General features: G+C 60.1%; 18 protein-coding genes and 1 riboswitch. Of the genes, 13 read left to right on the top strand and 5 right to left on the bottom strand.

What is annotated here, in order from left to right:
* The first annotated feature begins 89 nt into the window (after positions 1-89).
* Positions 90-1,706 (top strand): bifunctional phosphoribosylaminoimidazolecarboxamide formyltransferase/IMP cyclohydrolase, encoded by a 1,617-nt coding sequence (purH, locus tag AGR7B_RS14125; protein ID WP_078052276.1) that lies wholly within the window; start codon positions 90-92, stop codon positions 1,704-1,706.
* Between the two features lie 85 nt (positions 1,707-1,791).
* Here the strand turns inward: purH and AGR7B_RS14120 are convergent, their stop codons facing one another.
* Together AGR7B_RS14120 and AGR7B_RS14115 are read right to left on the bottom strand one after the other, a co-directional pair.
* Positions 1,792-3,324 (bottom strand): UxaA family hydrolase, encoded by a 1,533-nt coding sequence (locus AGR7B_RS14120; RefSeq protein ID WP_080856902.1) that lies wholly within the window; start codon positions 3,322-3,324, stop codon positions 1,792-1,794.
* 42 nt (positions 3,325-3,366) lie between these two features.
* Complete coding sequence (locus tag AGR7B_RS14115) at positions 3,367-4,059, bottom strand: FadR/GntR family transcriptional regulator (RefSeq protein ID WP_080856901.1); 693 nt, start codon at positions 4,057-4,059, stop codon at positions 3,367-3,369.
* A gap of 254 nt (positions 4,060-4,313) precedes the next feature.
* Here AGR7B_RS14115 and AGR7B_RS14110 point away from each other — a divergent pair, with 254 nt between their 5' ends.
* The 9 genes from AGR7B_RS14110 to AGR7B_RS14070 all read left to right on the top strand — a co-directional run bounded on the left by AGR7B_RS14110 (position 4,314) and on the right by AGR7B_RS14070 (position 13,632).
* Positions 4,314-5,879, top strand: coding sequence for a sugar ABC transporter ATP-binding protein (locus AGR7B_RS14110; protein ID WP_161987780.1), 1,566 nt, complete (start codon positions 4,314-4,316; stop codon positions 5,877-5,879).
* Between the two features lie 8 nt (positions 5,880-5,887).
* A complete protein-coding gene (locus AGR7B_RS14105; RefSeq protein WP_065656837.1) occupies positions 5,888-6,910 on the top strand; it encodes an ABC transporter permease in 1,023 nt (340 codons plus the stop codon).
* 76 nt (positions 6,911-6,986) lie between these two features.
* On the top strand, positions 6,987-7,928 hold the full coding sequence (locus tag AGR7B_RS14100) for an ABC transporter substrate-binding protein (protein WP_003520222.1): 942 nt from the start codon (positions 6,987-6,989) through the stop codon (positions 7,926-7,928).
* Positions 7,929-7,993: 65 nt separating this feature from the next.
* The gene (locus tag AGR7B_RS14095) at positions 7,994-9,007 is read left to right on the top strand and encodes an aldo/keto reductase (protein WP_080856900.1); all 1,014 of its coding nucleotides are present in this window, start codon (positions 7,994-7,996) and stop codon (positions 9,005-9,007) included.
* Positions 9,008-9,011: 4 nt separating this feature from the next.
* On the top strand, positions 9,012-9,833 hold the full coding sequence (locus AGR7B_RS14090; RefSeq protein ID WP_080856899.1) for an amidohydrolase family protein: 822 nt from the start codon (positions 9,012-9,014) through the stop codon (positions 9,831-9,833).
* Between the two features lie 3 nt (positions 9,834-9,836).
* Positions 9,837-10,847: a zinc-binding alcohol dehydrogenase family protein gene (locus AGR7B_RS14085; RefSeq protein ID WP_080856898.1), complete on the top strand. Its 1,011-nt coding sequence runs from the start codon at positions 9,837-9,839 to the stop codon at positions 10,845-10,847.
* Entirely contained in the window at positions 10,844-11,977 is a 1,134-nt protein-coding gene (locus tag AGR7B_RS14080) for a mannitol dehydrogenase family protein (protein ID WP_080856897.1), read from the top strand. Before AGR7B_RS14085 ends, AGR7B_RS14080 begins: the two co-directional genes overlap by 4 nt.
* A gap of 11 nt (positions 11,978-11,988) precedes the next feature.
* Positions 11,989-12,318 carry an L-rhamnose mutarotase gene (locus AGR7B_RS14075; protein ID WP_080856896.1) on the top strand — a complete coding sequence of 110 codons (330 nt, stop codon included), beginning with the start codon at positions 11,989-11,991 and terminating at the stop codon, positions 12,316-12,318.
* Positions 12,319-12,354: 36 nt separating this feature from the next.
* Complete coding sequence (locus AGR7B_RS14070) at positions 12,355-13,632, top strand: L-fuconate dehydratase (protein WP_065656843.1); 1,278 nt, start codon at positions 12,355-12,357, stop codon at positions 13,630-13,632.
* Here the strand turns inward: AGR7B_RS14070 and cobD are convergent.
* Positions 13,614-14,660 (bottom strand): threonine-phosphate decarboxylase CobD, encoded by a 1,047-nt coding sequence (gene cobD / locus AGR7B_RS14065; RefSeq protein ID WP_080856895.1) that lies wholly within the window; start codon positions 14,658-14,660, stop codon positions 13,614-13,616. The two genes, AGR7B_RS14070 and cobD, sit on opposite strands and share 19 nt — an antisense overlap.
* Between cobD and cbiB the strand changes: the two genes are divergently transcribed.
* Positions 14,659-15,624, top strand: coding sequence for an adenosylcobinamide-phosphate synthase CbiB (cbiB, locus tag AGR7B_RS14060; RefSeq protein ID WP_080856894.1), 966 nt, complete (start codon positions 14,659-14,661; stop codon positions 15,622-15,624). The two genes, cobD and cbiB, sit on opposite strands and share 2 nt — an antisense overlap.
* Here the strand turns inward: cbiB and AGR7B_RS14055 are convergent.
* On the bottom strand, positions 15,611-17,068 hold the full coding sequence (locus tag AGR7B_RS14055) for a cobyric acid synthase (RefSeq protein WP_080856893.1): 1,458 nt from the start codon (positions 17,066-17,068) through the stop codon (positions 15,611-15,613). The two genes, cbiB and AGR7B_RS14055, sit on opposite strands and share 14 nt — an antisense overlap.
* Position 17,069: 1 nt before the next feature.
* Complete coding sequence (gene cobO / locus AGR7B_RS14050; protein WP_078052442.1) at positions 17,070-17,687, bottom strand: cob(I)yrinic acid a,c-diamide adenosyltransferase; 618 nt, start codon at positions 17,685-17,687, stop codon at positions 17,070-17,072.
* Positions 17,688-17,821: 134 nt separating this feature from the next.
* A riboswitch (cobalamin riboswitch) is annotated at positions 17,822-18,035 on the top strand.
* 120 nt (positions 18,036-18,155) lie between these two features.
* Here cobO and AGR7B_RS14045 point away from each other — a divergent pair.
* Together AGR7B_RS14045 and cobW are read left to right on the top strand one after the other, a co-directional pair.
* Entirely contained in the window at positions 18,156-18,581 is a 426-nt protein-coding gene (locus AGR7B_RS14045) for a DUF1636 family protein (RefSeq protein ID WP_080856892.1), read from the top strand.
* Positions 18,578-19,615: a cobalamin biosynthesis protein CobW gene (gene cobW / locus AGR7B_RS14040; RefSeq protein WP_065656848.1), complete on the top strand. Its 1,038-nt coding sequence runs from the start codon at positions 18,578-18,580 to the stop codon at positions 19,613-19,615. The genes AGR7B_RS14045 and cobW overlap by 4 nt, the downstream gene beginning before the upstream one ends.
* The last annotated feature ends 1 nt before the right edge of the window (position 19,616 follow it).

The raw sequence follows: 19,616 nt of genomic DNA, 5'->3' as shown, positions 1-19,616 counted from the left end.
TATTAATCCGGTAAGCTGTGTTAACGCGGCGGCAGTTGCTGGATCAATCCCATTCCAGCCTGTCCTCCCCGTTAAACGGAGTATGCCTGATGGCCGTCGTGTCCAAAAAAATCCCCGCCCCCGATAAGGTCAAAATCCGCACGGCGCTTCTTTCCGTGTCCGACAAGACTGACATTATCGAGCTGGCGACGGTTCTGTCGAAGCTTGGCGTCAAGCTTCTGTCGACCGGTGGAACGGCGAAGGCCATTGCCGAAGCAGGCTTGCCGGTGACGGATGTCTCCGACGTAACGAATTTTCCCGAGATCATGGACGGTCGCGTCAAGACGCTGCATCCCAATGTCCATGGCGGGCTTCTGGCCATCCGGGACGATGCAGAGCATGTCGAGGCGATGAAGGCGCACGGCATCGAGGCAATCGATCTCTCGGTCATCAATCTCTATCCCTTCGAGGAAGTTCGCGCCAAGGGCGGCGATTATCCGACGACGGTGGAGAACATCGATATTGGCGGCCCGGCGATGATCCGCGCTTCCGCCAAGAACCATGCCTATGTCACGGTGGTTACCGATCCGTCTGACTATCCCGATCTGGTTGAAGCCCTGCAGGCCGATGACGGCCAGACATCCTATGCGCTGCGCCAGCGTTTTGCCGCCAAGGCCTATGCCCGCACCGCCGCCTATGATGCGGTGATTTCCAACTGGTTTGCCGAGGCGCTTGCGATCGAAACACCGGATTACCGCGCCATCGGCGGCGCGCTGAAGGAAAAGATGCGGTATGGCGAAAACCCGCATCAGAGCGCTGGTTTTTACCTCACCGGCGAAAAGCGTCCGGGCGTTGCAACGGCCACGCTTCTTCAGGGCAAGCAGCTTTCCTATAACAACATCAATGACACCGATGCAGCTTACGAGCTCGTGGCGGAATTCCTGCCGGAAAATGCGCCGGCAGTCGCCATCATCAAGCACGCCAATCCCTGCGGCGTGGCGACGGGTCCGACACTTGCCGAAGCTTACCGGCGGGCGCTGGCATGCGATTCCGTGTCGGCCTTTGGCGGCGTCATCGCCCTGAACCGCACGCTCGATGCGGAAACGGCGGAAGAAATCGTCAAACTCTTCACTGAAGTCATCATCGCGCCTGATGTTACCGAAGAAGCGAAGTCCATCATTGCCCGCAAGCCGAACCTGCGCCTTCTGGCCGCTGGCGGCCTGCCTGATCCCCGCGCGGCGGGCATTACCGCGAAGACCGTCTCGGGCGGCCTGTTGGTGCAGAGCCGCGACAATGGCATGGTCGAGGATCTCGACCTCAAGGTCGTCACCAAGCGTGCGCCGACGCCGCAGGAACTTGAAGATATGAAATTTGCCTTCAAGATCGCAAAGCATGTGAAGTCCAATGCCGTCATTTACGCCAAGGACGGGCAGACGGCTGGCATCGGCGCGGGCCAGATGAGCCGTGTGGATTCGGCCCGTATCGCTGCCCAGAAGGCGGAAGATGCCGCCAAGGCTCTTGGCCTTGCCGAACCGTTGACGCGCGGCTCCGCCGTCGCTTCGGAAGCATTTTATCCCTTTGCCGACGGTTTGCTCGCCGCGATTGCCGCAGGTGCCACCGCCGTCATCCAGCCGGGCGGCTCCATGCGCGATCAGGAAGTGATTGACGCCGCGAATGAGCACAATGTGGCGATGGTTTTTACCGGCATGCGCCACTTCCGCCACTAAACGCGGAAACAGCTAGGAATAACGAAGGCCCGGAAAACACTTTCCGGGCCTTTGTTTCACGTGGGACAGTCTTGGTGCGACGGGTTCAGGTCACTGCGCCGACCTGCCACGGTACAAATTCATTGTCGCCGTAGTCGTAGATCTCACTGACGGTCTTTTCGCCGGAGGCCACCGCCAGAATATGCTCGAAAATTCGTTTGCCGGATTCCTCGATGGTTTCAGCGCCGGTGACGATCTCACCGCAATTGATATCCATGTCTTCCTTCATGTGTTCATACATTTCGGAATTGGTGGCGATCTTGATGCATGGTGACGGCTTGAAGCCCGAAACCGAGCCGCGGCCGGTGGTGAAACAGATGACGTTGCAGCCGCCGGCGACCTGGCCGGTGACCGCAACGGGGTCATAGCCGGGCGTATCCATGAAGACGAAACCCTGCTCCGTTACGGTTTCGGCGAATTCATAAACCGCCTTCAGCGGCATGGAGCCGCCCTTGGCGACCGCGCCCAGCGATTTTTCCAGAATGGTGGTGAGGCCGCCAAGCTTATTGCCGTGGGAGGGGTTGTTATTCAGTTCGTCGCCATTGCGGGCGGTATAATCACGCCACCAGTCGATACGCTGTAGCAGCTTTTCGGCGACGGCAGGTGTGACGGCGCGCTTCGTCAGGAGGTGTTCAGCGCCGTAAATCTCCGGCGTCTCGGAGAGGACCGTGGTTCCACCGTTGCGGACGATGAGGTCGGAGGCATAACCCAGAGCCGGGTTGGCGGAAATGCCGGAATAACCATCCGAGCCGCCGCATTCCAGTGCTACCTTCAGCTTGGAAAGCGGTTGCTCCGTTCGGCGGGCGGCATTGACCATCGGTAGCATGGCCTTGATCTCGGCAATCGCCGCATCGATCGTCTTGCGGGTGCCGCCATGCTGCTGGATCGTCATGGTGCGCAGCCGCTCACCCTCTTCCATCTTGTAATGTTCGAGAATGGGCGCGATCTGGTTGGTTTCACAACCGAGGCCGATCAGCAGAATGCCGCCGAAATTCGGGTGGCGGGCATAGCCCTGAATAGTGCGGATCAGCAGGCGGTAACCTTCCGATTTCGTATTCAGCGCACAGCCGCCGCCATGGGTCAGCGCCACGACGCCATCGACATTGTCGAAACCATCAAGGCCGCCCTGCTTGTTGAAATAATCCGCGATGTTACGCGAGACCGTGGCGGAACAGTTCACCGAAGCGATGACGCCGATATAGTTTCGTGTTCCGACGCCACCGAGGCCACGGTCATAACCCTTGAACGTCCGGCGTTCGGCTTCCGGGACCATGCCCTTTTCTTCGATATCAACGCTGAACTGATGCGCGTGTTCGGAAGGCACCATGGCGAGATTGTGCAGGTGCACGTGGCGGCCGGGCTCGATATCCTGGGTTGCGATACCGATGACCTGTCCGTATTTCAGCACCTCATCGCCCGATTTGATGAATTTGAGGGCCACCTTGTGCCCGCGCCCGATCAGCTCGAGCGCCGCCAGATCGCCCCTGCCCGTCGCGCCGCCGGCCGGAATGGACCGACGTGCCACCGCAACATTGTCGTTGGCGTTCAGCAAAATGGTTGCCTCGGAATTCTCACTCACGGGTTTTCCTCCTCCCGGTATATTGCCTGCTATGTTTCCAGATCAGTTTTCGACCCAGCGTCTCTTCGAACCTTCCAGATGGGTATGCATGGCGGCCTGCGCCAGTAGCGGGTCTTTCAGTTCAAGCGCTGCCAGAATGGCCTCGTGTTCCTGAAGCGCATGGGTCCAAGTGTCGCGGTCTTCGAATTTCACGCGAAGCTGGGCCGAAATGGGGCTGTGGCGCTCATCGAAGAGGTTGGCCACCATTCGGGCCAAAACGCTGTTACCGGATTGCTCGGCGATGGTGACGTGAAACAGCCGATCCTGATCCAGAGGCTTGCGGCCGGCCTCGATTTCCCGCTGCATGGTATTGAGTATCTGGCGGAGGGCCGCGATTGTCTCATCGGTCATCCGGCTTGTCGCCAGCACGATGGTGGCACCCTCCAGCGCGGCGCGCGCCTGCATCAGTTCGGAGGGGCTGTCACCCAGCGATTTGGTATGGTGGGTCGTCTGCAACGCTTCCGCCGACACATAAACCCCGGAACCCATGCGAATTTCGACGGTGTTGTCGATTTCAAGCGCAATCAGCGCCTCGCGCAAGGAAGGCCTCGATACGCCGAGCTTCTGTGCCAGTTCGCGTTCGGCGGGAAGCCGCGTGCCGGGCAGGAATTCACCCATATCGATGAGTTCGCGTATCTGGTCCGCAATCTGCTGATAAAGCCTGCGCGGTTCCGCTATTTTGGCCTGACCACTCATGTGTTTTTCGACGAGTCCTGTCTGCAATTCGTATTTGGCCTTACCGTAACGCCATGCGTCTCAATACGCAAGGAATTACTTAAGCATATGAAATAAATCATTTATTATTGGTTATTGTTTCATGTGGCGCTTCCGCTTTGGATATGGCTTCGCAAATTTTGGCCTAATTGGCTTGACCATTCTGAAAAACCGGCCTAACCATTTGGCCTGTTCATGGCCCCGGTGGAGCGGGGATACGGGTGGGAGGTTTCCAGATGTCGCAGGGCGCATCGACAATTCGGGGCGATTTTTCGCCTGAACAGATGGCGCATGGACAGCGCGCGGTGCTTCTGCGCCTGGATAATATCAGCAAGGAATTTCCCGGCGTCAAAGCACTGTCGAACGTGCATTTCGATCTGCGCGCCGGCGAGGTGCATGCCGTCTGCGGTGAGAATGGTGCGGGAAAATCGACGCTGATGAAGATCGTCAGCGGCGTCTATCAGCCGAGCGACGGCACCATCCTTCATAAAGGCGTGAAGGTGCAATATGCATCGCCGCTGGAGTCCGAAGCTGCCGGCATCGCCATCATTCATCAGGAACTCAACCTCGTTCCGCATCTTTCCGTCGCCGAAAACATCTATCTTGCGCGCGAACCGCGTCGCGGTTTCCTCGTCGACCGCAAGAAGCTGCGCCTCGATGCCAAGCGCTGTCTCGACCGGTTGGGTGTCGACATCGACCCCGACCAGATCGTCCGCGGTCTTTCAGTTGCCCAATGTCAGATGGTGGAAATCGCCAAGGCGCTTTCTCTTGACGCTGAAGTGCTCATCATGGATGAGCCGACGTCTTCGCTGACCGAGCAGGAAACCCGGCTCCTGTTCAAGGTCATTCGCGATCTCAAGGCATCCGGTGTCGGAATCGTTTATATTTCCCACCGTCTCGATGAAATGGCCGAAATCGTCGACCGTGTGACGGTTCTGCGCGATGGACGTTATATTTCGACCGACGATTTCGCTTCGATCACCGTTGACGACATCGTCACGCGCATGGTCGGGCGTTCGCTGGAAGACAAATTCCCCGAGCGTACATCGCGCCCCACGGAAGATGTTATTTTTTCCGTCGAGGGCCTAACACGCAGCGGCGTGTTCCACGACGTCGGTTTTTCGCTGCGACGTGGCGAAATCCTTGGCTTTGCCGGGCTGATGGGTGCTGGCCGCACCGAAGTCGCCCGGGCCATCTTCGGCGCAGATCCGCTTGATGCTGGCAGGATCGTTTTCAACGGGCGGGAGCTTTCGATCAGCTCGCCGCAGGACGCCATCGAGGAGGGCATCGCCTATCTCTCGGAAGACCGCAAAAGCGATGGCCTCGCCATCAAGATGTCGGTGGCGGCCAATACGACGCTTGCCAATCTCGGCGAGGTTTCCAACCGTTTCGGGCTGATCGATTTCAAGAAACATGACGATGTGGCAAAGCGCTACGTCGATCTCCTGAATATCCGTACTCCCTCGATCGGGCAGACGGTGCGGCTGCTTTCCGGCGGCAATCAGCAGAAAATCATCATCGGCAAATGGTTGTTCCGGCAATCTCGCGTGCTGTTTTTCGACGAGCCGACACGCGGCATCGATGTCGGCGCGAAATTCGCGATCTACAAGATCATGGACGAGCTCGCCGCGCAGGGCATCGGCGTCATTCTCATCAGTTCGGAACTGCCGGAAATTCTTGGGCTGACGGATCGTATCGCCGTTTTCCACCAGGGCCGGATTACGGGCGTGCTCGAAACCGCCAAGACCAATCAGGAAGAAATCATGCGGTATGCGTCCGGTTACGGCCGGACCGCGCAGTGAGGAACGACATGGCCAATATTGCAGAACCCAAGAAGAGCTTCGCAGTCAGCGACCGCCAGAAGGACATTATCCAGAAGTTTGCCGCACTTGGCAGCCTCTTTGCGCTTGTCGCGGTCTTTTCCGCCACCAGCAGCGCCTTCTTCACCGTCAATAACGGCATGACGATTGCGTTGCAGGTCACGTCCATCGCGTTGCTCGGCATCGGGGCTACCTGTGTCATCATCACCGGCGGCATCGATCTTTCCGTCGGTTCGGTGCTTGCGCTTGCCGGTGTCGTCGCCGCCCTTGCGGTGAAGGAACTCGGCATGCCGGTGCCGGTCGGCATGTTGCTCGGTATTCTCACGGGGTCGCTCTGCGGTCTCATCAACGGTCTTCTGGTCACCCGTTTCAAGCTGCCGCCCTTCATCGCCACCCTCGGCATGATGCTGATCGCCCGTGGCGTGGCGCTGCAGATCACCGGTGCGCGCGCCGTCTCCGGGCTTGGCGAATCTTTCGGCGAACTCGGCAATGGCGCCCTCTTCCGCATCGTCACCATCGGTGACGACGGCTTTCCGAATGTGGTGTTTCCCGGCATCCCCTACCCCGTCATCCTGATGGTGGTGATTGCGCTTGCGGTTTCCTTCATGCTCAACCGCTCGATCCTCGGCCGTCACATTTACGCTGTCGGTTCCAACGCCGAAGCCGCGCGCCTTTCCGGCGTCAATGTCGCCCGCGTCACAAATTTCACCTACATCCTGTCCGGCACGCTCGCCGGGCTGACGGGCTGCGTGCTGATGTCTCGCCTCGTCACCGCCCAGCCGAACGAGGGTGTGATGTACGAGCTGGACGCCATTGCCAGCGCCGTTATCGGCGGCACATCGCTGATCGGCGGCGTGGGAACGATTTCCGGTACGGCCATCGGCGCCTTCGTCATTGGCATCCTGCGCAACGGTCTCAACATGAATGGCGTCTCCGCCTTCACACAACAGATCATCATCGGCCTCGTCATTCTGGTCACCGTCTGGATCGACCAGTTGCGCAACCGCCGCTGATCAAGGGCCTGCGGACCCTTTCCGCAAAAAAGATCGGCAAGGGGAGGCCCGGTATGCCGACATCACGGAGGAAGAAATGAAGAAAATTGCGACTGCCCTTCTGACATCCGCAATTGCGCTGTGGAGCGTTTCCACCGTGCAGGCCGGTGAAATCGCCGTCATCGTCAAAACCGTCAACTCCACCTTCTGGCAGAACGTCCAGAAGGGCGCTGATGCGGCAATGAAGAACTCTTCCGGCAACACCATGACCTTCCAGGGTCCGGCTGCCGAGTCCGCCATTGCCGACCAGGTCAACATGGTCGAAAACGCCATCAACCGTAAGGTCGCAGGCATTGTTCTTGCACCTTCCGATCCGGACGCGCTGGTGCCTGCCGTGAAAAAGGCCTGGGAAGCCCGTATTCCGGTGGTTCTGATCGACTCGCAGCTCGCGAAGGGCTCGGAGCAATATTACCAGTCGTTCCTGGCGACCGATAACAAGAAAGCCGGTGAACTGGCAGCGCAGGCGCTGATCGACAAGGTGGGCAAGGAAGGCAAGATCGCCGTCATGTCCTATGTCGCCGGTGCCGGTTCGGAAATCGGCCGTGTCGGCGGTTTCACCGATTACATCCAGATGAACTCCAACCTGAAGATCGTTGGACCGTTCTATTCGCAGTCGCAGATGGCGACCGCGCTGAACCAGACGACCGACGTTCTGGCCGCCAATTCCGACCTTAAGGGCATTTTCGGCGCCAATGAGCCGACGGCAATCGGCGTCGGTCGCGCGCTCGCGCAGAGCGGCAAGGCCGGCAAGGTTGTCGCCATCGGCTTCGACGGCAACCAGGACCTTCAGGGCTTCGTCAAGGATGGCACGCTGGCCGGTATTGTGGTTCAGGGTTCCTATCAGATGGGTGAAAAGGGCGTAGAGACCATTTCCAAGCTCATCGGCAAGGAAAAGGTCGAAAAGTTCGTCGACACCGGCGTCGTTGTTGTCACCAAGGACAATATCGAAAAGCCGGAAGCCAAGAACGTTCTTTATTGATTGCGTGATGACGCGCCGCTTTGCGGCGGCGCGTCTTTCCAAAGACAAGCTGGAAAGTCCCTGCGATGAAAGTCTCCGATACACGTAAATTGCCGCGCCGCACCGTCGACGTCACCGTCATGGGCCTCGGTTGCGCCCAGATGGGTAATCTCTACCGCGTCACGCCCTATGAAGAGTCCAAGGGTGCGTTCGACAAGGCATGGGAAAGCGGCATGCGTTATTTCGATACCGCGCCGTTTTATGGCTATACGCGGTCGGAGCGTCGCATAGGCACAATGGTGACGGAGCATGACCGGAGCGAATATACGCTCAGCACCAAGGTCGGCCGTGTGATGGTGCCTGACGAGACCGTGGGTCCGGAGGAGGATGCCTATATAGCGCCCCTGCCGTTCCGCCCGGTCTATGATTACTCCTATGACGGTATCCTGCGTTCCTTCGAAGCAAGCCAGCAACGGCTCGGCGTTCTGAAGCCGGATATTCTTTATGTGCATGATATCGGCTCCTTCACCCATGGCGAAAAGCACCAGCATTACTGGGAGCAGCTGACCACCGGCGGTGGCTTCCGCGCGCTTGGCAAGCTGCGCGAGGAAGGATCGACGGGGGCCGTCGGCCTCGGCGTCAATGAGTGGGAAATCGTCAGCGACGCCATGGATGTCTTCGATATCGACGTCGCCATGCTCGCCGGTCGTTATACGCTGCTGGAGCAGCAGAGCCTTGCTTTCATGAACCGTTGCGCTGAAAGCGGTGTCGCCCTCGTTGTCGCCGGTGCATTCAATTCGGGCATTCTGGCCGGCAACCGCAAATTCAATTATGCCGACGCGCCTGCCGATATTCTCACGCGTGTCGATGCGCTGCAGGGTGTTTGCGAGGAACTCGGCGTATCGCTGCAGGCGGCCGCGCTGCAATTTCCGCTTGCCCATCCGGCGTCGGTCACGGTCGTTTCGGGTGCGCGCAATGCGCAGCAGCTCGCCTCCAATATCGAATGGTTCGAGCAGTCTATCCCGGATGAATTCTGGTCCGAACTGCACAGGCGCGGCCTGATTGCTGAAGGCGCGCCGGTGCCCGGCGGGAAGGCCTGAGTCAATGCTCATCGACGCTCACCAGCATTTCTGGCTGATGAAAGATCGCGCCGGGCAGTGGCCGCCGCCGTCGCTCGCCGCCATCTACCGGGATTTTCTCCCCGCCGACCTGTCGCCTTTGCTGGCCGCTGCCGGCGTTTCCGGCACCGTGCTAGTTCAGACGATGGAGACGGCGGCCGACACGGATTTCATGCTGGACCTGGCGGAAAAGACCGATTTCATCAAGGGTGTGGTCGGCTGGGTGGGCATGAAATCCGCCGATGCAGCGAGTGAAATCGCCCGTCGGGCAAAACATCCGGCATTCAAGGGTGTCCGCCCGATGTTGCAGGGCATGGAGGATGTCGCCTGGATCGATGATCCGGCACTCGATCCCGCCGTGGCGGCGCTGGTAAAACATGGTCTGACGTTCGATGCGCTGGTCCTGCCGCCTAATCTGCCGCATCTCCTCGCCTTTGCCCGCCGCCATCCGCAATTGGCGGTCGTCATCGACCATGGCGCGAAGCCCCTGATTGCTACCGGTCACTACAGCGACTGGCGTAAGGATATGGCCGCTCTGGCGGCTCTCCCGAATGTCCATTGTAAACTCTCCGGTCTGCTGACCGAGCGCGGTGAGCAGCGGCCGGAAGCGGTACGGCCTTATGCCGAGACCATCCTGGAACTCTTTGGCGGCAACCGCGTGATTTTTGGCAGCGACTGGCCGGTGTTGCGGCTGGCGGGCGATTATCAGGCATGGCTGGATTTCTGCCGCGATATCGTGCCGGCAGAGGACCATGCGGCAGTTTTCGGCGGTAACGCCATCCGTTTTTATTCCCTTTCCCACAGGTGATGCATGCTGGCGATTTTCTGCGAAACCCCAGGTCAACTCGTCTCCAAGGAACTGCCGAAACCAGTCCGTGGCGAAGGTGAAGTGCTGGTGCGTATTCGCCGCATCGGGGTTTGCGGCACGGACCTGCACATCTTCACCGGCAACCAGCCTTATCTTTCCTATCCCCGTATCATGGGCCATGAGCTTTCCGGCACGGTGGAAGAAGCGCCGCAAGGCAGCCATCTGTCCGCCGGCGATGTGGTCACCGTCATTCCCTATATCTCGTGCGGCGAATGTAGCGCCTGCCTGAAGGGCAAGAGCAATTGCTGCCGCAATATCGGTGTGCTGGGCGTTCATCGCGATGGCGGCATGGTCGAATATCTGAGCGTGCCGCAGCAATTCGTGTTGAAGGCGGAGGGGCTGAGCCTCGACCAGGCGGCGATGACCGAATTTCTGGCTATCGGTGCGCATGCGGTGCACCGTGGCGCAGTCGAGAAGGGGCAGAAGGTTCTGATCGTCGGCGCCGGCCCGATTGGCATGGCGGTTGCGGTTTTTGCGGTTCTCGATGGCGGCGAAGTAACGATGATCGACGGACGCACCGACCGGCTGGATTTCTGTAAGGAGCACCTCGGCGTCGCACACACGGTGGCGCTCGGCGAGGGCGACAGGGATCGCCTCTCCGACATCACCGGCGGCGATTTTTTCGATGCGGTCTTCGATGCGACCGGCAATCCGAAAGCCATGGAGCGCGGCTTTTCCTTTGTCGGCCATGGCGGTTCCTATGTGCTGGTCTCCATCGTCGCCAGCGATATCAGCTTCAACGATCCGGAGTTCCACAAGCGGGAGACGACGCTGCTCGGCAGCCGCAATGCCACGCCTCAGGATTTCGAACGCGTCCTGCAGGCGCTGCGGGAAGGCAAGGTACCGGAAGCGCTGATCACCCATCGCATGACGCTTGCCGATGTGCCCTCCAGATTCGCTGGTCTGACCGATCCGAAGGCCGGAGTTATCAAGGGCATGGTGGAGGTCGCATGACGCCCGATACGCCCATCCTGCAATTCGGCACCAGCCGCTTTCTTCTGGCGCATGCGGATCTCTTTGTTTCGCAGGCGCTGGACAAGGGCGAGGCTCTCGGGCGCATCGCGATTGTCCAGACGACCGGCAATGCGGAGAGCCAGAAGCGTGTTGCGGCGCTGAACAGCGGCGCCCCCTACCCCGTGCGTATTCGTGGCATCCGCGATGGGCAGGAAGTGGATGAGGAAATTCAGGGCGGGGCTGTCGCGCGGGCGCTGACGGCTGCGACCGACTGGGCCGAAGTGCGCCGCCTTGCCTGCAAGGCCGAGGTTATTCTGTCCAATACGGGCGATCGCGGTTATGAGCTGGATTCGGCGGATAATGCCGGGCTTGCTGGCGATTTCACGGTTGTACCGAAAAGCTTTCCGGCGAAACTCTGCATGTTGCTGCTGGAGCGTTTTCAGCGCAATCCGGAAGCACCTGTGTCCATCTTCCCCTGCGAACTCGTGCCGCGCAATGGCGAAAAGCTGAAACAGGTCATTCGCCGGCTTGCCGATGAGTGGCAATTGCCGGCGGGTTTTGCCTTTTATCTGAATGAGAAGTGCCGTTTTGCCAATAGTCTGGTGGATCGCATCGTCTCCGAGCCTATCGACCCGGTGGGTGCGGTGGCGGAACCCTATGCGCTATGGGCAATCGAGAAGCAGGACGGGCTTGTCCTTCCCTGCACGCACCCTGCCGTGGTGCTGACGGACGATCTCGATCACTATGAAAAGCTGAAGCTTTTCCTGCTCAATCTCGGCCATTCCTATCTGGCGGAACGCTGGTTGCAGGATGCGCGTGCGAAGGACGAGACGGTGCGTCAGGCAATGGCCGACGATGCTCTCGTTGCGGGTCTGGAGACGCTTTGGCGGGACGAGGTTTTGCCGGTCTTTGCCGCTGAAGGCATGGGAGATGATGCGCAGGCCTATATTGGCGTGCTGCGGGAGCGTTTGCGCAACCCCTTTCTGGCGCATCGGCTCTCCGATATCGCCGGCAACCACGATGAAAAGAAGCGTCGCCGCTTCGCCCCGATCATTGCCGCAGCGGAACGGCTGGGATTGAGCCTGCCACAGTCGAAGCTGCGCGCTGCGCTCGCCACCATCAAGCAATAACGGAGTTTTTCATGCAGCGCATGGGCATGGTCATAGGCGTCAAACCGGAGATGATCGCGGAGTATAAAAGGCTGCATGCGGCTGTGTGGCCTGAAATTCTGGCGCTTATCAGCGACTGCAATATCCGCAACTACACGATCTTCCTGCGCGAGCCGGAAAATCTGCTCTTCGGCTACTGGGAATATCACGGCAGCGATATCAGCGCCGACATGGCGAAGATGGCCGCGAGCCCCAAGAACCAGGAATGGTGGTCCTTCACCATTCCCTGCCAGCAACCGCTCGAAAGCCGGAAGGAAGGCGAGTGGTGGGCGATGATGGAAGAAACCTTCCACCACGATTGAACGATTTCCTTTGACACTGACCGCGAGTGAACGGCCATGACCAAAATTACTGATCTGCGTGTTTTCGACCTGCGTTTTCCGACCTCTCAGAGCCTCGACGGTTCGGATGCGATGAACCCCGACCCGGATTATTCGGCGGCTTATGTCATTCTCGATACCGATGAGCCGGGTCTCAAAGGCCACGGGCTGACCTTCACCATCGGCCGCGGTAACGACATTTGCTGCATGGCCATCGAAGCGATGCGTCATCTGGTCGTTGGCACCGATCTTGCCACCGTCACCGAGAACCCCGGCAAATATTGGCGGCATCTGACCAGCGACAGCCAGCTGCGTTGGATCGGGCCGGACAAGGGCGCGATGCATCTCGCCACCGGCGCCGTCGTCAATGCCGTGTGGGATCTGCTGGCCAAGAAGGCGGGCAAGCCGGTCTGGCAGCTCGTTGCCGATATGAGCCCGGAAGAAATCGCCGATATCGTCGACTATCGTTATCTGACCGATGTGCTAACCCGTGACGAGGCGCTTGCGATCCTCAAAAAAGCCGAAAGCGGCAAGAAGGAACGTATCGAGACGCTGAAGAGCGAAGGTTACGCCTGCTACACGACCTCTGCCGGCTGGCTCGGTTATGACGACGCCAAGCTGCGCCGCCTTTGCCAGGAAGCCATCGATGCCGGATTCAACCATGTAAAGATGAAGGTCGGCCGCGATCTGGAAGACGACATCCGCCGCCTCACCATTGCCCGTGAGGTGATCGGTCCCGACCGTTACCTGATGATCGACGCCAACCAGGTATGGGAAGTGGATCAGGCAATCGACTGGGTGAAGAAGCTCGCTTTCGCCAAGCCATTCTTCATCGAAGAGCCGACCAGCCCGGACGATGTCGCCGGCCATCGCAAGATCCGCGCGGCCATCGGGTCCGTTAAGGTGGCGACCGGTGAAATGTGCCAGAACCGCATCATGTTCAAGCAGTTCATCGCCGAAGGTGCCATCGATGTGGTGCAGATCGACAGCTGCCGCATGGGCGGTTTGAACGAAGTGCTGGCGGTGCTGCTGATCGCCGCCAAATACAATCTGCCGGTTTGGCCGCATGCCGGCGGCGTCGGCCTTTGCGAATATGTGCAGCATCTGTCGATGATCGACTATCTGGTCGTATCAGGCACGAAGGAAGGCCGCGTGATCGAATATGTCGACCACCTGCATGAGCACTTCATCGAGCCTTGCGATATCAGAAATGCCGCTTACATGCCGCCGAAACTGCCGGGCTTCTCCATCGAAATGAAGCCGGAGTCGATTGAGACCTATACCTTCGAGGAATAGTCAAAGGATGACAGCGCCTCCTCGAGCCGCTGCCACTCCGTTTCGCTACCGGGAAGGCCGAAACGCATGTCGTTCGGCCTTTCATCAAAAATGCGGACCAGAATGCCATGTCGGCCAAGATGGCTGAACAGGTCTGCGGCGCGTGTATCCCGCACCAGAGTAAACAGCGTTGTGCCGCCGGCAATTGCCAGCCCCGCTTTCTCCAGCATGGCGTTCATGCGCCGGGCGTCTTCGGCAAGGTGCAGACGCATGGACGATTGCCACTCCCCGTCCGCAAGAGCCTGCATCGCGATATGCAGCGCCGGGCCGGAAACAGCCCAGGGGCCGAGCTTCGCCTCGAGTTCAGCAGCGATATCGGGATGCGCAATCGCGAAACCCAGCCGAACGCCCGCCATGCCGTAAAACTTGCCGAAGGAGCGCAGGACCACCAGCGCCTCCTGACCGGCGGCATCTGCGAGGCTTTCGACAAGCCCCGTCTCGATGAAGGCTTCGTCCACGACGAACAGTCCACCCTTGCGCCGCATGGTTTCGGCCAGCGACAACAATGCGGCGCGATCCGTGATGCGGCCATCGGGATTATTGGGATTGACCACCACGGCGTAGTCATAAGCCGACATCGCCTCGATGTTTTCCACCTCGGTCATAGCCAGTCCGGCCAAGCGTGCGGTCCGGGCATGTTCCGCGTAGGCTGGTGAAAGCACGGCGCCGCTCTTGGCCCCGCGGGCGATAGCGATCTGGGCCAGCAATGGCATCAGCATCTGGGTGCCGGGAGAAAGCGCCACAAGCCGGGCGGAGGGCGCACCGAAATGGGTTGCGGCCAGATGTTTCAATTCTTCGGCGGCGTCCGGTTCCGGCAGGCGCGCGAATGCGCTGGCGGGGATCGGCGAATGCGGATAGGAGTGCGGATTGATCCCGGTCGAAAGGTCGATCCATGGTTCCGGCGCTTCAGGAAACATAAGACGCGCCCTACCGAGATTGCCGCCGTGACGGATCGCAGCTTTCGCCTTTTCTGGTACTGTCTCGCCCATGTTCTTTGCTCTCGCTTTCCTGTCGCTCGTCATCGAACGCCTGACCGGCTATCCGAACTGGCTGTTCAAACGCATCGGCCATCCCGTCACCTGGATCGGTTCGCTTATCGCGCTGCTGGACAAAAAATGGAACCGGGACAGCGCGTCATTTTCACAGCGCAAGGGGGCAGGCGTGGCGGCTCTCGTTGTTTTTGTCGGGCTCACGCTGTTTGTCGCATGGTTAGCGCAATCCGTTCTGATTTTCTTGCCCTTCGGCCTTTTGCTGGTTGCCGTGCTTGGCGCTTCGCTTCCAGCGCAGAAAAGTCTCGAGCAGCATGTGGAGGCTGTCGCCACTGCGCTGGAGCGCGAGGGTGTGGAAGGTGGCCGTAAGGCGGTATCGATGATCGTCGGGCGCGATCCGCAAAAGCTGGACGAGGCGGCAATTTGCCGGGCGGCGATCGAAAGTCTGGCTGAGAATTTTTCCGACGGCATCGTCGCGCCCGCCTTCTGGCTCGGTCTCTTGGGCCTGCCGGGCGGCGCGGCCTACAAGGCGATCAATACGGCCGACAGCATGATCGGCCATCGCTCGCCCCGCCATGAGGCCTTCGGCTGGGCCTCCGCCCGGCTGGACGATCTGGTCAATCTGCCGGCCTCACGGCTGAGCGGCGGTCTTTTCGTAGTTGCCGCGTTTTTTGTTAAGGGTGCATCACCCGGCGGGGCCATTGCCGCGATACGTCGCGATGCCCATCATCACCGTTCCCCCAATGCCGGCTGGCCGGAGGCGGCGCTGGCCGGCGCTCTTGGCTTTGCGCTCGCAGGGCCGCGCTCCTATGGCGGGCAGATGATCGAGGCGCGTTTCATGGGCGAAGGCGGCAGGTCGGCGCTGGTCGCCGGCGATATTCGCGCAGCGCTGCGGCTTGCGCGGGTTGCCGACCTGTTGTTGATCGGCCTGCTGGGACTTCTGGCGATCCTTATCGCGCTATAGCAAGCAGACGGTCGAGATCGAGGTGCTGTTCCATATGCGCCGCGAGGCGATCAAGAACGGCGTCCACCCGCGCATCGTAGTTCAGTTCCGTGTTCTGTCCGCCAAGCCGCTCAAGCCACGCGCCGCGTTGGCGGTCATCTGAAAACAGGCCGTGAATATAAGTGCCGAAGATACGGCCGTCAGGCGACACAGCGCCGTCTTCATGCCCATCAATTTTCGAAAACGGTAAGCTGTCGGTTCCGCTCGTGGTTTCACCGACATGCATTTCATAGCCGGATAAATCAATTCCGTCGAAACTTTTCCCTGTAACGGAAACCAGCCTTTTGTCGCCCGTCAGAACAGTGTCGACATCCAGCAGGCCGAGCCCGTCGACTGTTGCCGGCGGTCCTTCGATGCCTTCGGGATCGGCAACGGTTTTTCCAAGCATCTGGTAGCCGCCGCAAAGGCCCAGAACATGGCCGCCGCGTCTCACATGCGCCTTGATATCGATGTCGAGCCCCGTATTTTTCAGCACGGCAAGATCGGCAATGGTGGCTTTCGAGCCGCAAAGCAGCACCAGCCGGCAATCGGCGGGAATGGTTTCGCCCGGCCGCACGCGGATCAGTTCGACATCCGGTTCCATGTCCAGCGGATCGAGATCGTCGAAATTGGAAATATGCGGCAGGATCGGTACGGCGATACGGATCTTCGCGCCAGGTTTCCGTTCAGCCGGGCCGGAAAGCCCGAGAGCATCTTCAGCCGGCAGCTTCGCGGCATCGGAAAAATGCGGCAGGAGCCCGATAGAGGCCCAGCCGGTTTTTTCCGCAATTATTCGCATGCCGTCTGAAAACAGGGCCGGATCCCCGCGAAAGCGATTGACGATAAAACCTTCGATCATCGCCGCGTCTTCAGCTTCGAGTACGGCTTTCGTGCCGACAAGGCTGGCGATGACGCCGCCCCGGTCGATATCGCCGATCAGTATCACAGGCGCGTCCGCAGCTCTGGCAAAACCCATATTGGCGATGTCATTGGCACGCAGGTTGATTTCGGAGGCGCTGCCCGCGCCTTCCACCAGCACCAGATCGGCCTGTTGTTTCAGGCGCTCGAAGCTTTCCAGCACACGCGGCATAAGCCCGGCCTTCATGTGCTGATAATCGGCCGCTTTGGCATTGCCGGCAATCTTGCCCTGCACCACCACCTGGGCGCCGGTCTCGCTCTGTGGCTTCAGGAGCACCGGGTTCATATGCACGGAAAGCGGCACGCCCGCTGCGCGAGCCTGCATCGCCTGCGCGCGGCCAATCTCGCCGCCATCGGCGGTCACAGCCGCATTGTTCGACATGTTCTGCGGTTTGAACGGCATGACGGACAGGCCGCGCCTGACGAAGGCGCGGGCAAGGCCGGCCACCATCAGCGATTTGCCGACATCCGAGCCGGTTCCCTGAAACATCAGCGCGCGTGCAGCCATATCAGAATTCTATCCCTGCCTGCGCCTTTACGCCCGCCTTGAAGTGATGTTTCACGAGGGTCATTTCCGTCACCATATCGGCCGCGTCGATGAGCGGTTGCTTGGCATTGCGGCCGGTGACGATGACATGCAGATCGGGCCTGCGGCTGGAAAGCGTTTCGACCACGTCCTCCAGCGGCAGGTAATCGTAACGGAGTGCGATGTTCAGCTCATCGAGGATCAGCAGGCCGATGGTCTCGTCGGCCATCAGGATTTGGGCTTCCTCCCAGGCCTTTGCCGCCGCTGAGATGTCGCGTTTCAAATCCTGCGTGTCCCAGGTGAACCCCTCGCCCATGGTGCGCCACACGACCCTGTCGCCGAACAAAGTCAGCGCCTGCTGTTCTCCCGTCGACCATGCGCCCTTGATGAATTGAACGACGCCGACCCGCCGCCCGGTGCCGAGCATGCGCAGGGCAAGGCCGAATGCGGCGGTGGATTTGCCCTTGCCGGGACCGGTATTGATCATCAGCAGACCTTTTTCGATGGTCTTTTCCGCAACTTCGGCGTCCTGCACCGTCTTGCGGTTGACCATTTTCTGCCGGTGACGTTCGGCTTCGCTGTCGCTGATGTCGCGTGTCATCGCGTTTTCCTTTTCATCCAGCGGCGCGGGACCCGGTGCCCCCGCCATTCGGAGCGGCGACTATACCCAATTTGCCGCACCCGGCAATGTGCGGGCCACAGGGCCACGGCATTGACCCCCACGCCCGTTCAGCCTAAGGGTAACGAACTGACGGTCTTTTCCCGGCAACGGGAAAAGCTAAGAGGGAACACGGTTCAAGCCCGACTACCGGGTCATTCCGTGGCTGCCCCCGCAACTGTAAGCGGTAAGCCCGCACCGTAAAGCCACTGGACACCTCAAGGGTTCGGGAAGGCGGTGTCAGGGTGTAAAGCCGCGAGCCAGGAGACCTGCCGTTTCAGGAAAAACGTCTGCCGGGCGGGGTGCTCCGGTCAGTCGGTTAGATCGAACATCCGGTTTGCGCCTGTCCGCATACCGTATTCGACATCCGCACCCCCGAGATTTTTTGCAAGGCGCGGGAAACGATACGGTTTGGATATTTCAGCGACATCTTCATGTGCAGGCGGAAACACGCAGGACGAAACGGCGTCCGGCGTGACCGTCTTCGTTTGCAGAAGCTGTCGCGATGAAGCCGATCCCAATGCCGAACCGCGCCCCGGTTCGCGTTTCGCCGATGCCGTCCTCGCAAAGGCGGAGGAAACGGGCGTCACCGTTCGTTCCGTCAACTGCCTCGCCAATTGCAAGCGCGGGCTTAGTGCCGTGCTGCGCAGCGCCAATGGCTGGTCCTATGTCTTCGGCGGGCTGACGACCGGTGACGCGGAAGATTTGCTGACCGGCGCACGGCTGCTGGCTGCCGCCCCCGACGGCCTGATGCCCTGGCGCGGCCGCCCCGACCCCCTAAAGCGCGGCATGGTGGCGCGCATTCCCCCATTCGATTTTACCGAGGAGAGATCATGAGCACCCTTCTGGACCGCGTTCCCTGCACCATCGTCACCGGCTTTCTGGGGGCTGGCAAGACCACGCTGCTGCGCGGCCTTCTCGAAAAGCTGGACGGCAAGCGGCTGGCGATCATCGTCAACGAGTTCGGCGATATCGGCATCGATGGCGAGATTCTCAAAGGTTGCGGTATTGAAAGCTGCCCGGAAGAAAACATCGTCGAACTGGCCAATGGCTGCATCTGCTGCACGGTGGCGGATGATTTCCAGCCCGCCATCGAACAGATTCTGAGCCGCCAGCCGAAGGTGGAGCATATCCTCATCGAAACCTCGGGCCTCGCCCTGCCGAAGCCGCTGGTGCAGGCCTTCCAGTGGCCGGCGATCAAGAGCCGGGTGACGGTGGATGCCGTCGTGGCCGTGGTGGATGGCGCCGCCCTTGCCGAAGGGCAGGTGGCGCACGACATGGAAGCTCTCGCCGCCCAGCGGGCCAATGACGAGGCGCTCGATCACGATGACCCGGTCGAAGAGGTTTTCGAAGATCAGGTTGCCTGCGCCGATCTTATCGTGCTGACAAAGGCCGACCTTCTTGACGATGCCGGCCTCAACAAGGCCAAGGCGCATGTTCTCGAACATCTGCCGAAGGCGGCAAAGATCGTCGTGGCCTCCAATGGCGCCATCGACCCCGCCGTGCTGATCGGCCTTGGCCTTGCGGTGGAAGAGGACATCGAAAATCGCCGTACCCACCATGACGGTGAACTCGACCACGAGCATGACGATTTCGACAGCTTCGTCATCGATCTGCCGGCCGTGACCGATCCGGACGCGCTGGCAGCCCGTATCGCCGAGACGGCGGCTGCGGAAAATGTCCTGCGCATCAAGGGCTTTATCGAGGTTTCCGCAAAGCCTATGCGGCTGCAGGTGCAGGCTGTCGGCAGCCGCGTCAACCATTATTACGACCGGCCCTGGGCTGCGGGTGAGGAACGCCGCAGCCGCCTCGTCGTCATCGGCGAAAAGGGCATCAACCGCGAAAAGATCGAACAGATGCTGGCCGCCTGAC

The sequence above is a fragment of the Agrobacterium deltaense RV3 genome (assembly GCF_900013505.1).
Lineage (GTDB): Bacteria > Pseudomonadota > Alphaproteobacteria > Rhizobiales > Rhizobiaceae > Agrobacterium > Agrobacterium leguminum.
Note: the sequence above shows the minus strand (reverse complement) of the source record. Positions and strands in the feature narration are given on the sequence as shown.

Bases quoted from the DNA above. Each gene is read 5' to 3' on its own strand.
- AGR7B_RS14115 (WP_080856901.1), bottom strand. From the start codon at position 4,059: ATGAGTGGTCAGGCCAAAATAGCGGAACCGCGCAGGCTTTATCAGCAG.
- AGR7B_RS14105 (WP_065656837.1), top strand. From the start codon at position 5,888: ATGGCCAATATTGCAGAACCCAAGAAGAGCTTCGCAGTCAGCGACCGC.
- cobD (WP_080856895.1), bottom strand. From the start codon at position 14,660: ATGGGCGAGACAGTACCAGAAAAGGCGAAAGCTGCGATCCGTCACGGC.
- AGR7B_RS14100 (WP_003520222.1), top strand. From the start codon at position 6,987: ATGAAGAAAATTGCGACTGCCCTTCTGACATCCGCAATTGCGCTGTGG.
- AGR7B_RS14070 (WP_065656843.1), top strand. From the start codon at position 12,355: ATGACCAAAATTACTGATCTGCGTGTTTTCGACCTGCGTTTTCCGACC.
- AGR7B_RS14090 (WP_080856899.1), top strand. From the start codon at position 9,012: ATGCTCATCGACGCTCACCAGCATTTCTGGCTGATGAAAGATCGCGCC.
- AGR7B_RS14075 (WP_080856896.1), top strand. From the start codon at position 11,989: ATGCAGCGCATGGGCATGGTCATAGGCGTCAAACCGGAGATGATCGCG.
- AGR7B_RS14095 (WP_080856900.1), top strand. From the start codon at position 7,994: ATGAAAGTCTCCGATACACGTAAATTGCCGCGCCGCACCGTCGACGTC.
- AGR7B_RS14110 (WP_161987780.1), top strand. From the start codon at position 4,314: ATGTCGCAGGGCGCATCGACAATTCGGGGCGATTTTTCGCCTGAACAG.
- AGR7B_RS14080 (WP_080856897.1), top strand. From the start codon at position 10,844: ATGACGCCCGATACGCCCATCCTGCAATTCGGCACCAGCCGCTTTCTT.
- AGR7B_RS14055 (WP_080856893.1), bottom strand. From the start codon at position 17,068: ATGGCTGCACGCGCGCTGATGTTTCAGGGAACCGGCTCGGATGTCGGC.
- cobW (WP_065656848.1), top strand. From the start codon at position 18,578: ATGAGCACCCTTCTGGACCGCGTTCCCTGCACCATCGTCACCGGCTTT.
- cobO (WP_078052442.1), bottom strand. From the start codon at position 17,687: ATGACACGCGACATCAGCGACAGCGAAGCCGAACGTCACCGGCAGAAA.
- AGR7B_RS14085 (WP_080856898.1), top strand. From the start codon at position 9,837: ATGCTGGCGATTTTCTGCGAAACCCCAGGTCAACTCGTCTCCAAGGAA.
- purH (WP_078052276.1), top strand. From the start codon at position 90: ATGGCCGTCGTGTCCAAAAAAATCCCCGCCCCCGATAAGGTCAAAATC.
- cbiB (WP_080856894.1), top strand. From the start codon at position 14,659: ATGTTCTTTGCTCTCGCTTTCCTGTCGCTCGTCATCGAACGCCTGACC.